This is a genomic window from Kitasatospora sp. NBC_01246, assembly GCF_036226505.1.
GTDB lineage: Bacteria > Actinomycetota > Actinomycetes > Streptomycetales > Streptomycetaceae > Kitasatospora.
Genome location: NZ_CP108484.1, coordinates 1,561,776 through 1,576,968, shown reverse-complemented (window position 1 = coordinate 1,576,968; position 15,193 = coordinate 1,561,776). Strand labels below are relative to the sequence as shown.

The window sequence follows — 15,193 nt, the reverse complement described above, 5'->3', positions numbered from 1 at the left end:
GGGGCCGGACCGGCCGCTAGCCGGCCGCCCGCTCCATCTGGCGGCGCAGACTGAGCGGCCGCATGTCGGTCCAGACCGTGCCGATGTGGGTCAGGCAGTCGGCCCTGGTGCCCTCGGTGCCCTCCGCGTACCAGCCGAGCGGGAGGTCCCGGTCGGCGGGCCAGACGGAGTACTGCTCCTCGTCGTTGAGGACGACGCGGTAGGTGCGGTCGTCGGTGTCTTCCTCGGCCACGACGGGCCTCCCTCGGGTGAACTGCCGCGTCACGCACCTCACGTGACCGGTGGCGGCGCCAGCGAGCCTGCCGCACCGGCCCGGTCCGGATGCAGAGAAGGAGGCGCAGTCACCGCGACGCCAAGCCTGCCGCCGTGACTGCCGGTTGTTCTCTCCGGGGAGCGGCCGCCGGGCGACGACGCTGAGGCGCATGACTGCGAACCCCTCCATACGGCCCGCGCCGGCGGACCGACCCCGGGAGAACGGCGCGGGCTCCGTCCTCCCCCTGACGGTGCCGGCCGACACTCCCGGCATGCCCCTGGCCGAGTACCTCTCGGCCGCCCGACCGTTCGTCCGCGGCCGGCTGCTCGAACACGGCGCGGTCCTGCTGCGCGGGTTCGGCGTCGGCGGGGTGGACGGGTTCGAGGCGGCGGTGCGGGCGGTGTCCGGCTCGCCCCTGGCCTACGCCGAGCGGTCCTCGCCGCGCAGCACCATCAAGGGGCAGGTGTACACCTCGACCGACTACCCGCCGAACGAGGAGATCTTCCTCCACAACGAGAACTCCTACCAGGCCGACTGGCCGATGACCCTGTTCTTCCACTGCGTCGAGCCGCCGGAGACGCTCGGCGCCACCCCGCTCGCCGACACCCGCCGGGTGTACGAGGCGATCGACCCCGCCGTCCGCGAGGAGTTCGCCGCCCGCGGCTGGATGGTGGTGCGCAACTTCTCGGACGGCTTCGGCGTCCCGTGGCAGCAGGCCTTCAACACCTCCGACCGCGCCGAGGTCGACGCCTACTGCGCCCGCAACGGCGTCGCCACCGAGTGGACCGCCGACGGCCTGCGCACCCGCGCCCGCCGCCGGGCGGTGCACCGCCACCCGGTGACCGGCGAGACGGTCTGGTTCAACCACCTCACCTTCTTCCACGTGACCACACTCGGCGAGGAGGTGAGCTCGGCGCTGCGCGAGATGTACGACGACTCCCAGCTGCCGACCAACACCTACTACGGCGACGGCCGGCCGGTGCCGGACGAGGTCATCGCGCACCTGCGCGCCTGCTACCGCGCCGAGTGGCGCCGCTTCGACTGGCAGCGGGACGACGTCCTGCTGGTGGACAACATGCTGTCGGCGCACGCCCGCGAGCCGTTCACCGGCCCGCGCCGGATCGCCGTGGCCATGGCCGAGCCGTACTCGGCCGCCGTCAGCCCCGACTCGCTCCTGGAGGCGTCCGATGCCCACCGGTGACAGCGGACTCCCGCTCTCCTACGCCCAGGAGCAGCTGTGGTTCCTGGACCAGCTGCGCTCCGGCGCCTCCACCGAGTACCTGATGTGCGAGGCGTTCCGGATCCGCGGCCCGCTCGACCTGCCGGTGCTGGAGGCCGCGTTCACCGAGGTCGCGGCGCGGCACGAGGTGCTGCGCTCGCGCTACGGCACCGAGGGCGGCACCGGGGTGCAGTACGTCGACGAGCCCGGCCCCGTGCCGCTCGCCGTGCTCGACCTGACCGGGGTGCCGGCGGACGGCCGCGAGGCGAGGGTGCGCGAGCTGCACGCCGCCGAGCTGCGCGCCCCGATCGACCTGCGCGCCCGGGCGCCCTGGCGGCTGACCCTGGCCCGGTTCGCCGAGGACGAGGCCGTCCTGCTGGTGACCGTCCACCACATCGCCTTCGACGGCTGGTCCTGGGGCATCCTGGCGCGCGAGCTGCACGAGCTCTGCGAGGCCTTCGCGGCCGGGCGGCCGTCGCCGCTGGAGCCCGTCCCGGTGCAGTACGCCGACTTCGCGCAGTGGCAGCGCGACACCTGGGCCGCCACCCCCGAGCGGGCCGAGCGGCGGCGCGGCTACTGGCGGGAGCGGCTGGCCGGCCTGGAACCGCTGGAGCTGCCCACCGACCGCCGCCGCCCGGCGCAGTGGGACCCGGCCGGCGACAGCGTCCCGTTCACCGTGCCGGCGGAGCTCGCGCAGCGGCTGGCCGCGCTCGGCCGGGACGGCGGCGCGACCCCGTTCATGGTGCACCTGGCCGCGTTCCAGCTGCTGCTCGCCCGCTGGTCCGGCGCCCGCGACGTGGCCGTCGGCGTCTCGGTCTCGGACCGCGACGAGGTGGCCCTGGAGCCGCTGGTCGGCATGTTCCTCAACACGCTGGTGCTGCGGACCGACCTGTCCGGCCGGGGATCCTTCCTCGACCTGCTGGCGCGGGTCCGCGAGACCACCCTGGACGCCTACGAGCACCAGGACGTCCCGTTCGGCTGGGTGGTCGCCGACCTCGCCCCCGAGCGCGACCTCTCCCGCAACCCGGTGTTCCAGGTCGGCTTCGCGCTGCACAACGCCGAGCGCCGCCCGCTGCGGCTGCCCGGGCTCGACGTGAGCAAGGTCGAGGCGGCCACCGAGCACTCCGCGTTCGACCTCTCGCTGCACCTGTCCGAGCTCCCCGACGGCTCGTTCGCGGCCCGGCTGATCTACCCGACCGCGCTCTTCGACCGGGCCCGGATCGAGCGGATGGCGGCGAGCCTGGTGCGGCTGCTGGCGGCCATCGCCGAGCGCCCGGCGGCCCCCGCCCACACGCTGGAGACCGTCCCCGACGCGGAGCTGGCCGACTTCGCCCGCTGGAACCGCACCGAGACCGGGCGCCCGCGGCGGTCGCTGGCCGAACTGTTCTTCGCCCAGGCACTGGCCACCCCGGACGCGGTCGCCGTGGTGTCCGGCGCGCGGCGGACCGACTACGCCGCTCTCGCCGACCGGGTCCGGCGGCTCGCCGGGGTGCTGCGCTCGCGCGGCGTCGGCCGGGAGAGCCCCGTCGGCGTCGCCCTGCACCGCGGCACCGACCTGGTCGCCACCCTGCTCGCGGTGCTGACCGCGGGCGGCGTCTACGTGCCGCTGGCCCCGGAGCAGCCGGCCGAGCGGCTGGCCCACCTGGTCGCCGACGCCGGGGTGGGCCTGCTGGTCACCGAGGAGTCCCTGCTCGGCCAGCTGCCGCCGCACCCGAACACGCTCGTCCTCGACCGCGAGGGCGGCGAGGACCCGGCGGGGGCGCCGTCGGCGGACCTCGAACCCGCCGGCGTCACCGGCGCCGAGGCCGCGTACGTGATGTACACCTCCGGCTCCACCGGCAGGCCCAAGGGCGTCGTCGTCCCGGAGGCCGCGATCCGCAACCGGGTGCTCTGGTCCGTGGAGCGCTACGGCCTCGGCCCCGGTGACCGGGTGCTGCAGAAGACCACCATCGGCTTCGACGCCGCGGTCTGGGAGTTCCTCTCCCCGCTGGTCTGTGGCGCCACCGTGGTCACCGGCCCGCAGGACGCCCACCGCGACCCGGCGGTGATGGCCCGCGCCGTCGCCGAGCACCGCGTCACCGTGCTCCAGGGCGTGCCCTCGATGCTGCGCCTGCTGCTCGACGAACCGGCCCTGGCCGACTGCGACGCGCTGCGCGTGGTCTGCTCGGCGGGCGAGCCGCTGCCCGCCGAACTCTGCGCCCGGCTGCGCCGGATCGTCGACGTCGAGGTGGTCAACACCTACGGCCCCACCGAGTGCGCGATCGACTCCACCGCCTGGCCCTACGACCCGGCCGAGCCCGGCGAGCAGGTGCCGATCGGCCTGCCGCTGCCCAATGTGCGCACCTACGTGGTGGACGCCGAAGACCGTCTGGTGCCGGTCGGCGTCGTCGGTGAACTCTGCGTCGGCGGCATCGGTCTGGCCCGCGGCTACGCCGGCCGCGGCGACCTCACCGCCGACCGGTTCGTCCCGGACCCGTTCGCCGCCGTGCCCGGCGCCCGCCGCTACCGCACCGGCGACCTGGTGCGCCGCCGCGCGGACGGCGCGCTGGAGTACGTCGGACGCGTCGACGACCAGGTCAAGATCGGCGGCGTGCGGATCGAGCCCGGCGAGATCGAGGCGCTGCTGGCGACCGACCCCTCGGTGGCCGCCGCCGTGGTGGCCGCCCACCGGTCCGGCACCGGCGACACCCGGTTGACCGCCTACGTGGTGGCCGCCGCCGGGGCGCGGATCGAGCCGGACGGGCTGCGCGCCCGGCTGGCCGCCGCGCTGCCGGAGGCCATGGTGCCGTCCGCCGTGGTCGAGCTCGACGAGCTGCCGCTCACGCCCAACGGCAAGGTGGACCGCCGCCGGCTGCCCGCCGCCGAGCCGGAGCGCCCGGCCGCGCGGGCCTGGGAGGCCCCGCGCACCGACGCCGAGCGGACCGTCGCCGCACTGATGGCCGAGGTGCTGGACGTCGAACGGGTCGGCGCGCACGACGACTTCTTCCTGCTCGGCGGCTACTCGCTGCTCGCGATCAAGCTGGTGCTGCGGCTGCGGCGCGCGTTCGGCATCGAGCTGACCGTCGGCGAGCTGTTCCACGCGCCGACCGTCGCCGGGCTGGCCGCCCGGATCGACGGCGCCTCGGGCACCGGCCCCGACACCGCGGCGGACGCCGTCCGCCCCGTCGGCCGGGACCGCCCGCTGCCGCTCTCCTTCGGCCAGCAGCGGATGTGGTTCCTCGACCAGCTGGAGCCCGGGAGCCACGAGTACGTCGTCCCGCTGGCGCTGCGGCTGACCGGCCCGCTCGACACCGCGGCGCTGCGCGGCGCGCTGGACGCGCTCTCCGCCCGGCACGAGGTGCTGCGCACCCGGTACCGCTCCGAGGGCGGCGACCCCGTCCAGGTCGTCGACCCCGCCGGGCCGGTCGACTTCACCCTGACCGACCTGTCGGCCGGGCCGGACGCCGAGGCAGGGGCCCGCGCCCTGGTCGACGAGCTGGCCCGCTCCCCGTTCGACCTGGCCCAGGGCCACCCGCTGCGGGCGACCCTGATCCGCACCGCCCCCGAGGACCACCTGCTCGTCCTGACCCTGCACCACATCGCGTTCGACGCCTGGTCGACCAACGTCTACCTGCGCGAACTCGACCTCGCCTACCGGTCCTTCACCGAGGACGCGCCGGCCCTGCCGGCCCCCGAGCCGGTCCAGTACGCGGACTTCGCCGTCTGGCAGCGCGAGCAGCAGGACGCCGGCCGGCTGGACCACCAGCTCGCCTACTGGCGCGACCGCCTGGGCGGCCTGACGCCGGTCGAGCTGCCCACCGACCGGCTCCGCTCGGCCGTCCGCGACTCGCGCGGCGCCAACGTGGTCGTCGAGGTGGCGCCGGAGGTCGGCCGGGCCGTCACCGAGCTGGCTGGCCGGCACGGCGCGACCCCGTTCATGGTGCTGCTCGCCGTCTTCCAGGTGATGCTGCACCGCTACACCGGCCTCGACGACCTCGCGGTCGGCACCCCCGTCGCCGGGCGGACCCGCCAGGAGACCGAGGACCTCGTCGGGTTCTTCACCAACAACCTGGTGATCCGCAACGACCTGGCCGGCAACCCGGCCTTCCCGGACCTGCTGGACCACGTCCGCGGCTCGGTGCTCGACGCCTTCGCCCACCAGGACGTGCCGTTCGAGCACCTGGTCGACGCGCTGCGCCCGGAGCGGGACCTCTCCCGCAACCCGCTGTTCCAGGTCATGTTCGAGCACCAGCACCTGGCCGGCGTCCCCGCCCGGCTCGGCGCGGCCGCCGTGGAGCCGGTCCGGGCCGGCCTGGAGATCGCCAAGTTCGACCTCACCGTGACCGTCAAGGAACGCGGCGGCCGGATGTACTGCTGGTTCGAGTACGCGACCGCGCTCTTCGACCGGGCGACCGTCGAACGGATGGCCGGCCACTACCTGACCCTGATCGGCAGCGTCACCGCCGCCCCCGGGGCCCGGATCGGCGACCTCGGCATGCTCACCGACGAGGAGCGGCACACCGTCCTCACCCGCTGGGCCGACCCGGCCGGCGGGCGGGCCGCCGAGCTCGACCCGGTCGAGGAGCACGGGCTCTGCGTGCCCGAGCTCTTCGCCCGGCAGGCCCGGCGCACCCCGGACGCGGTCGCCGTGGTCTTCGGCGACCAGCGGCTGAGCTACGCCGAACTCGACGCGCGGGCCGACCGGTTCGCGGCCCGGCTGCGCGCCCTCGGGGTCACCTCGGAGACGGTCGTCGGCTCCCTCCTGGAGCGCGGCGTCGAGGCGGTCGTGGTGCTGCTCGCGGTGCTGAAGGCCGGCGGCTCGTACGTGCCGTTCGACCCGCAGCACCCGGCCGAGCGGCTGGAGTTCATGCTCGCCGACGCCGGCCCGGAACTCGTGGTCACCACCGGGGCCTTCGCCGACCGGGTGACCGGCTCCCACCGGGTGGTGCTCGCCGACGGGACCGACGACGGGACCCACACCGACGACGGGACCGCCGCCGGAACCGACAGCGCCGCCACCGAGGCCGAGCCGGTCCTGATCCGGCCGGAGAACCTCGCCTACGTCATCTACACCTCCGGCTCGACCGGCCGCCCCAAGGGCGTCATGATCGAGCACCGCTCCTACGCCCACCACTGCCGGGTGATCGCCGACCAGTACGGCATCGCCCCCGGCGAGCGGGTGGTCCTGCTCTCCGCCCTCACCTTCGACGTGGCGATGGACCAGATCGCGGCCACCCTGGTCGCGGGCGCCACCATCGTGGTCGCCGACCCGGTGTTCTGGACCCCGGCCGAGCTGCCGGTCCGGCTCGCCGAGCACGGGGTCACCGTCGTCGAGATCACGCCGTCCTACTACCGGGCCGTCCTGGAGTCCCCCGACCTGCACCTGCTGAGCGGGCTCAAGCTGATGAACGTCGGCAGCGACGTGGTCACCGGCCTGGACGCGCGGCGCTGGGCGCAGACCGGCCTGCCCGCCCGCTTCCTGTGCAACTACGGCCCGACCGAGGCCACCGTCACCTGCCTGCTGCACCCCGTCTCCGAGGTGCCGGCGGAGGGCGACGAGGCCTCGGCCCTGCCGCTCGGGCGGCCCGTCCCCGGCACCCGCGCGCACATCCTCGACGCCGACCAGCGGCCCGTCCCGGTCGGCGTCCCCGGCGAGCTGTACCTGGGCGGCGTCCGGCTGGCCCGCGGCTACCACCGCCGCCCGGAGCTGACCGCCGAGCGCTTCGTGCCCGACCCCTTCGGCGGCGAGCCGGGCGGGCGCCTCTACCGGACCGGCGACCTCGCCCGCCACCGGCCGGACGGCACCATCGAGTTCCTCGGCCGGATCGACCAGCAGGTCAAGGTCCGCGGCCTGCGCATCGAACTCGGCGAGATCGAGGCGGCGCTGGCCCGCCACCCCGCCCTCCAGGAGGCGGTGGTGACCGCCCCGGAGACCGCCCCCGGCGAACGCCGGCTGGCCGCCTACCTGGTGGCCCGGCCCGGCAGCCCGATGCCCGACGTGGCCGAACTCCGCGGCCACCTGCGGGCGCTGCTCCCCGAGTACATGATCCCCGCGCTGTGGGTGCCGCTCGACGCGCTCCCGCTGACCGCCAGCAAGAAGGTCGACCGCAAGGCACTGCCCGACGCCTCCGCCGCGCTGGCCGGCGGGGCCCGCGAGCACCTGGCCCCGCGCGACCCCGCCGAGGAGGCGGTCGCCGCGATCTGGGGCGAGGTGCTGGGCGTCGAGCGGATCGGCGTCCAGGACGACTTCTTCGCCCTGGGCGGCCACTCGCTGCTGGCCACCCGGGTCCTGGCCCGGCTCCGCGAGACGTTCGCCGTCGAGCTGCCGCTGCGCCTGCTGTTCGAGGCCACCACGGTGGCCCGGCTCACCGAGGCGGTGACCGACGCCGTCGAGGCCGAGATCACCGCGCTCACCGACGAGGAAGTGGCGGGCCTGCTCGCCGAGGAGGGGCACCGATGACCGACACCACGGACCGCACCCGGCTGCGGCAGGAGCTGCTGCGCCGGCGCCTCGCCGGCCGGGCGGGCACCGCCCCGGCCGAGGGCATCGCCCGGGCACCGCGCGGCGGCCCGCTGCCGCTCTCCTTCGCCCAGCGCCGCCTCTGGATCCTCGACCGGCTCCAGCCCGGCAGCACCGAGTACCTGGTGACGGCCTCGCTGCGGCTGACCGGCCCCCTCGACCGGGCCGCGCTGCGGACCGCGCTCGACGGGATCCAGCACCGCCACGAAGTCCTGCGGACCAGGTACCCGGTGGTCGACGGCGAACCCGTCCAGGTGGTCGACGCGCCGAGCGTCGTGCCGCTCACCGAGGAGGACCTGAGTACCCTGGACCGGGCCGCCGCCGGCGCCCGGCTGGCCGACCTCGCCACCGGCGCCCGCCGTCCGGTGGACCTCGCCGAGGGCCCGGTGCTGTCCGCCGTCCTGGCCCGGCTCGCCCCGCGGGAGCACGTCGTCCTGCTGACCGTCCACCACATCGCCTGCGACGGCTGGTCCGAGGACCTCCTGGTCGGCGAACTCGCCGAGCGCTACGACGACGCCGTCGCCGGGCGCCCGGCCCGCACCCCGGACCTGCCGGTCCAGTACGCCGACTACGCCGTCTGGCAGCGCGAGCGGCTCTCCGACGGGGCGCTCCGGCGCCGCCTCGACCACTGGAACGAGCGGCTGGCCGCACTGGCGCCGCTGGAGCTGCCCACCGACCGGCCCCGCCCGCCGGTGCGCGACGCGGCCGGCGCCCTGGTGCCGCTGGTCGTCCCGGCCGCGACCGCCGGACGGCTGACGGCGCTGGCCCGGGACCACGGCGCCACCCCCTTCATGGCCCTGCTGGCCGCCCACGCCGTCCTGCTCGGCCGCTGGAGCGGGCAGCGCGACGTCGCCGTCGGCTCCCCGGTCGCCGGGCGCGACCGCGCCGAGGTGCAGGACGTCGTCGGCCTCTTCCTCAACACCCTGGTGCTCCGGGTCGACCTGGCCGGCCCGCGGACCTTCGCCGAGCTGCTGTCCCAGGTCCGGGAGACCGCCCTGGACGCGTACGGCCACCAGGAGGTGCCGTTCGAGCGCCTGGTCGAGGAGCTGGCGCCCGAGCGCGACCCCGCCCGCACACCGCTGTTCTCCTCCATGCTGCTGTGGCAGGACGCCGCCGGCGCCTCCACGCCCGCGGCCATGGGCGGCCTGACCGTCGAGCGGCTGCCGGTCGGCGAGAGCACCGCCAAGTTCGACCTCACCGTCGGCCTGGCCGCCCAGCCGGACGGCTCGCTCGCGGGCGGCGTCAACTACGCCTCCGCGCTGTTCGACCGGGCGACGGCCGAGCGGTTCGCCGCCCAGTTCGCCCAGCTGCTGGAGCACGCCGTCGCGGCGCCCGACACCCCGCTGGACGAGCTGGAGATCCTCCCCCGGGAGGAGCGCGAGCGCCAGCTGCTCAGCTGGAACGCCACCGGCCGCGGCTACCCCACCGGCACCCTGCCGCTGCTGTTCGAGGCGCAGGTCGCCCGCACCCCGAACGCCACCGCCCTGCGGTTCGAGGGCGCCGAGCTCAGCTACCGCGAGCTGGACGTCCGGGCCAACCAGCTCGCCCACCACCTGCGCCGGCTCGGCGTCGGCCCCGAGTCGGTGGTCGGCGTCTGCCTGCACCGCGGCGCCGACCTGGTGGTCGCGCTGCTCGCGGTGCTCAAGGCCGGCGGCGCGTACCTGCCGCTCGACCCCGACTACCCGGCGGACCGGCTCGCCTTCATGCTGGCCGACTCCGGCGCCCTCGCCGTGGTCACCGACCCGGGGCTCACCCCGCTGGTGAACGGCGGCGCCCCGCACCTGGTGGACATCACCGCCGAACTGCCCGGCGGCTGGGGCCACGACCCGGTCTTCGCGGCGGCGCCCGAGCACCCGGCCTACCTGATCTACACCTCGGGTTCGACCGGCCGCCCCAAGGGCGTGCTGGTCGAGCACCGGGCCATCGTCAACCGGCTGCACTGGATGCAGGAGGCCTACGGGCTCGACGCCGACGACCGGGTGCTGCAGAAGACCCCGTACAGCTTCGACGTCTCGGTCTGGGAGTTCTTCTGGCCGCTGATCACCGGTGCGACCCTGGTCCTGGCCCGCCCCGGCGGCCACCGCGACCCGGCCTACCTCGCCGAACTGATCGGCACCGAGCGGATCACCACCCTGCACTTCGTACCGTCGATGCTGCGGGCCTTCCTCGCCGAGCCGCTGCCGCCGCTGCCCTCGCTGCGCCGCATGGTGTGCAGCGGCGAGGCACTGCCCGCCGAGCTGGTCACCGCCGTGCACGAGCGGATCGGCTGCGAACTGCACAACCTGTACGGGCCCACCGAGGCCGCCGTCGACGTCACCGCGATCCGCTGCGAGCCGGGCCGGCCGGTCACCATCGGCCGCCCGATCTCCAACACCCGCACCTACATCGTGGACGCCGCGCTGCGCCCGCAGCCGATCGGCGTGCCGGGCGAACTCCTGCTCGGCGGGGTCCAGTTGGCCCGCGGCTACCTGAACCGGGCGGAGCTCACCGCAGACCGCTTCGTGCCCGACCCCTTCGCCACCGAACCCGGCGGCCGGCTCTACCGCACCGGCGACCTCGCCCGCTACCGGGCGAACGGCGAGATCGAGTACCTCGGCCGGCTCGACCACCAGGTGAAGATCCGCGGCCAGCGGGTCGAACTCGGCGAGATCGAGGCGGTCCTGGCGCAGGCCCCCGGCGTCGCCGCCGCGGCCGTCGCCGTCCACGACGACCAACTGGTCGGCTACCTGGTCCCGGCCGGGGCCGACGTCGAGGCGGCCCGCGAGCACCTGCGCGGACGGCTGCCGGAGCACATGCGCCCGGTGCACTGGACGACGCTGGAGACGCTGCCGCTGACCCCCAGCGGCAAGACCGACCGCAAGGCGCTGCCCGCACCCGACCGGACCCGCTCCGAGCTGGTCGGCGCGTTCGTCGCCCCGCGCAGCGCCCTCGAACAGACCCTCGCGGACGCCTTCGCCGCCGCCCTCGGCGTCGACAAGGTCGGCGTGCACGACGGCTTCTTCCAGCTCGGCGGCGACTCGATGCGCGCCATCCGGGCCGTCGGCGCGCTGCGCGACCAGGGGCTCGCCCTCTCCGTCCAGGACGTGTTCGCCCGCCAGACCGTCGCCGAGCTGGCCCCGCTGGCGGCCGACCGGCCGGCCGCCGGTGCGGCCGAGACCACCCTGGTGGGCCGGTTCGAGCTGCTCGACCCGGCCGACCGCGAGCGCCTCCCCGAGGGCCTGGCCGACGCCTACCCGATGGGCCAGGTCCAGGTCGGCATGGTCTACGAGATGCTGGCCGACCCCGAGCGCAACACCTACCAGAACGCCAGCACCTTCCAGATCGTCGACGACGGCCCGTTCTCCGCCGAGGCGCTGAACGGCGCGGTCCGGCTGCTGATCGAGCGGCACGAGATCCTGCGCACCTCCTTCGACCTCTCCGGGTACTCCGAACCGCTCCAACTGGTGCACGCGGCGGACGACCTGCACCTGGAGATCGGCGTGGACGACCTGCGCCACCTGCCGGCCGAGGAGCAGCAGGCCGCCGTCCGGCGCTTCCGCGCCGAGGCCCAGCGCACCCCGTTCGACGTCGGACGCGCCCCGCTGCTGCGCTACCACGCCCACCTGGTCGGCGACCGGGAGTGGCTGCTGACCCACGTCGAGTGCCACGCCATCCTGGACGGCTGGAGCCACCACTCCGTCATCGGCGAACTGCGCGCCGCCTACCGGGAGCTGGCCGCCGGCACCGGCGCCCCGGCCGCCGCGCCGCCGGAGGTCCGCTACGCCGACTTCATCCAGCTGGAGAAGCGCGCCCTGGCCTCCCCGGCGGACCGGGAGTTCTGGCGCGGCCGGATCACCGGCCACGACCGGCTGCGGCTGCCCGCCGACACCGCCCCGGCCGAGGCGCACCTGCCCGCCACCGAGGTGCGGCTGCCCTGGGCGGCGCTGGAGCCGAAGCTGCGCCGGCTCGCCGCCGACACCCAGAGCTCGCTCAAGACCGTCCTCTACACCGCCCACCTGAAGGTGCTCGGCCTGCTCAGCGGCCAGCGCCGGTTCCTCGCCGGGGCGGTGACCAACGGCCGGCCCGAACTGCCGGGCGGCGACCGGGTCCGCGGCATGTACCTCAACACGGTGCCGTTCGCCGTGGACCTGCGGGCGCCGAGCTGGCGCGAGCTGGTGCGCTCGGTGTTCGCCGAGGAGCTGGCCCTGTGGCCGCACCGCCGCTACCCGCTGCCCGCGATGCAGCGCGAGTGGGGCGGCGGCGAGCCACTGGTCGAGGTGGTCTTCGCCTACCTGGACTTCCACGTGCTCGACGAGCACCGGTCGGACATCGGCACCGTCACCGACCACAGCCCGAACGAGTTCACCTTCGACGTCTGGACCTTCCCCGGCGAGCTGCGGATGACCTGCCGCCCCGGCTGGGTCGGCCGGGAACGGCTGGCGGCGATCGGGGAGACCTTCATCGCCGTGCTCACCGCGATGGCCGAGGACGCCGACGCCGACCCGCAGGCCTTCCGGGCCCCCGGCCTGGACCGGCCGGGCGCGACCGCCCCCGCCACCCGCCCGCTGCCCGAGGTCTGCGTGCCCGAGCTGGTCGCGGAGCGCTCCGACCCGGACGCGATCGCCCTGGAGGACGCCGAACGGAGCCTCACCTACCGGGAGGTGGACACCGGCAGCAACCAGCTGGCCCACCTGCTGCGCGGGCTGGGCGTCGGCCCGGAGACGCCGGTCGCGATCTGCCTGGACCGCGGCGTCGAGGCGGTGCTGGCCATGCTCGGCGTGCTCAAGGCCGGCGGCTACTACGTCCCGCTCGACCCCGCCTACCCGGACGCCCGGATCGGCTTCGTGCTGGACGACGTCCGCGCCGACGTGGTGATCTGCCGGCCGGAGGACACCGACCGCCTCGCGCGGATCGCCGACCTGCGCTGCGTCCCGCTGGACGCGGCCTGGACCGGCCTCGCCGTCCTGCCGGAGACCCCGGTCGAGGCGGGCACCCACCCCGACAACCTGGCCTACGTCACCTACACCTCCGGCTCCACCGGCCGGCCCAAGGGCGTCCAGGTCACCCACCGGGCCGTGGTCCGGCTGGTGCACGACCCCAACTACGCCGACCTCGACCCCGGCCAGGTGCTGCTGCTGCACGCGCCGCTCGCCTTCGACGCCTCCACCCTGGAGGTCTGGGGGGCGCTGGGCAACGGTGCCCGACTGGCGGTCTGCCCGCCCGGGGCGACCACCGCCGCCGAACTGGCCGAGGTGCTCCGCCGGCACCGGGTCACGCTGCTCTGGCTCACCGCCGGCCTGTTCCAGCACATGGTGGAGACCGAGCCGGCCGCGCTGGCCGGGGTGCGGCAGGTGCTCGCCGGCGGCGACGCCCTCTCGCCCGCGCACGTGCGCACCGCCCTCGGCCACGGCGTCGCGCTCACCAACGGCTACGGACCCACCGAGTGCACCACCTTCAGCACGGCGCTGCGCGGGGTGACCGGGGCCGACGCCGACCGCGGGGTGCCGATCGGCGTGCCGATCACCGACACCCGCGTCCTGGTGGTCGACGACCACCTCGACCCGGTGCCGTTCGGTGTGGCCGGTGAACTGCTGGTCGGCGGCCCCGGGCTCGCCCGCGGCTACCTCGGCCGCCCCGACCTCACCGCGGACCGCTTCGTGCCGGACCCGTCCGGCGACCTCCCCGGCGCCCGCTTCTACCGGACCGGGGACATCGTCCGCCGCGACCCCGACGGGACGCTGTCCTTCGTCGGCCGCCGCGACAACCAGGTGAAGATCCGCGGCCACCGGGTGGAACTCGCCGAGGTGGAGGCCATGATCGGCGGCCTCGCGCCGGTCCGGGCGGCCGCGGCGGCCGTGCACCCCGGACCGGACGGCCAGAAGCGCCTGGTCGGCTACGTCGTCCCGGAACCCGGGACCGGCCCGCTGGACGTCGCCGTGCTGCGCGAGCAGCTCCGGCGGCGGGTGCCCGACTACCTCGTCCCCGGCGCCTGGGTGGAACTGCCCGCACTCCCGCTCACCGCCCACGGGAAGATCGACCGCGCCGCGCTCCCGGAGCCCTCCGGGCCCGCGCCGACCGCCGGCTCCGCGGCGCCGCGCACCGCCACCGAGCGGGCCGTCGCCGAGGTCTGGGCCGAGGTGCTCGGCCTCGAACAGGTCGGGGTGGACGACGACTTCTACCTCCTCGGCGGCCACTCGCTGGCCATCCTGCGGATCACCGCCCTGCTGCGCGAGCGGCACGGCATCGACCTGACCGTGCGCTCGTTCGTGGCGGACCCGACCGTCGCCGGGCTGGCGGCGGCCGTCGACGCGGCGGCGGCCGGCGAGCCGGTGGAGGCGCTGGTCTGGCTCCGCCGGGAAGGCGGCAGGCCGCCCCTGTTCTGCGTGCACCCCGGCGGAGGCAGCGCCCACTGGTACCGCCCGCTGGTGCCGTACCTCGACCCGGACCAGCCGGTCGCGGCCTTCGCCTGGCCCGGTCTCCAGGCCGAGAACGGGCAGCCCGTCCCCTCGACCGAGCAGATGGCCGAGCGCTACCTGGCCGAACTGCGGGCCGCCGCCCCGCAGGGCCCGTACCGGCTGTTCGGCTGGTGCGGAGGCAGCGGCATCGCCAGCGAGCTGGCCCACCGGCTCACCGCCGAGGGCGAGGAGGTCACCTTCGTCCTGCTCGACCCGGGGCTGGACAACCACGAGCGGCCCGAGCTGTGGAAGGAGTACCGGCTGATCGAGAGCTGCGTGGCGAAGCTGACCGAACTGGCCGCCGCCCCGGCCGGGCAGGACACCTCGGCGCTCCGCGGGGAGACCCTGGCGCTGCTCGAACACCTGGTGGACGACGTCGACCCCGAGGTCGGGATCGTGCTGCCGGAACACGGGGCCGGCGAGGTCTGGCTGCCCTCCGCCCGGATGTGGCGGGAGGTCATGGAGATGTGCCTGACCTACCGTCACCGCCCCTACCCCGGGCGGCTGAACCTGATCGCCAGCGACGAACTCGCCGACGGCGAGCACGAGGTGGCCTCCGGGCAGGACTTCGGGGAGTACCTGACCCGCTGGCAGGAGCTCACCGGCGACGTCGCCCTGCACCGGATCCCCGGCGACCACTTCGGCGTCATGAAGCCGCCCCACCTCGGCCGCCTGGCCGAGACGATCACCGCGATCCTCGCCGACGGCGGAGCGAGCACCGGCTGACCCCGGGGGAGGGAACCACCGCGAGGGCGGGGGCGCACACAGCGCCCCCGCCCTCGCGGTTT

4 protein-coding genes are annotated in these 15,193 nt (G+C 75.5%); 3 read left to right on the top strand and 1 reads right to left on the bottom strand.

Annotated features, from left to right (window positions below; translation table 11 throughout):
• Positions 1–16 precede the first annotated feature (16 nt).
• Positions 17–232 (bottom strand): MbtH family protein, encoded by a 216-nt coding sequence (locus OG618_RS06820; protein WP_329486323.1) that lies wholly within the window; start codon positions 230–232, stop codon positions 17–19.
• Between the two features lie 292 nt (positions 233–524).
• Between OG618_RS06820 and OG618_RS06815 the strand changes: the two genes are divergently transcribed.
• From OG618_RS06815 to OG618_RS06805, 3 genes are read left to right on the top strand one after another with little or no spacing between them, the layout of a single operon-like run.
• Positions 525–1,454 carry a TauD/TfdA family dioxygenase gene (locus tag OG618_RS06815; RefSeq protein ID WP_442906766.1) on the top strand — a complete coding sequence of 310 codons (930 nt, stop codon included), beginning with the start codon at positions 525–527 and terminating at the stop codon, positions 1,452–1,454.
• Positions 1,441–7,911, top strand: a complete 6,471-nt coding sequence (locus OG618_RS06810) for a non-ribosomal peptide synthetase (protein WP_329486321.1) — start codon at positions 1,441–1,443, stop codon at positions 7,909–7,911. Before OG618_RS06815 ends, OG618_RS06810 begins: the two co-directional genes overlap by 14 nt.
• Complete coding sequence (locus OG618_RS06805; RefSeq protein WP_329486319.1) at positions 7,908–15,131, top strand: non-ribosomal peptide synthetase; 7,224 nt, start codon at positions 7,908–7,910, stop codon at positions 15,129–15,131. Before OG618_RS06810 ends, OG618_RS06805 begins: the two co-directional genes overlap by 4 nt.
• Positions 15,132–15,193 lie beyond the last annotated feature (62 nt).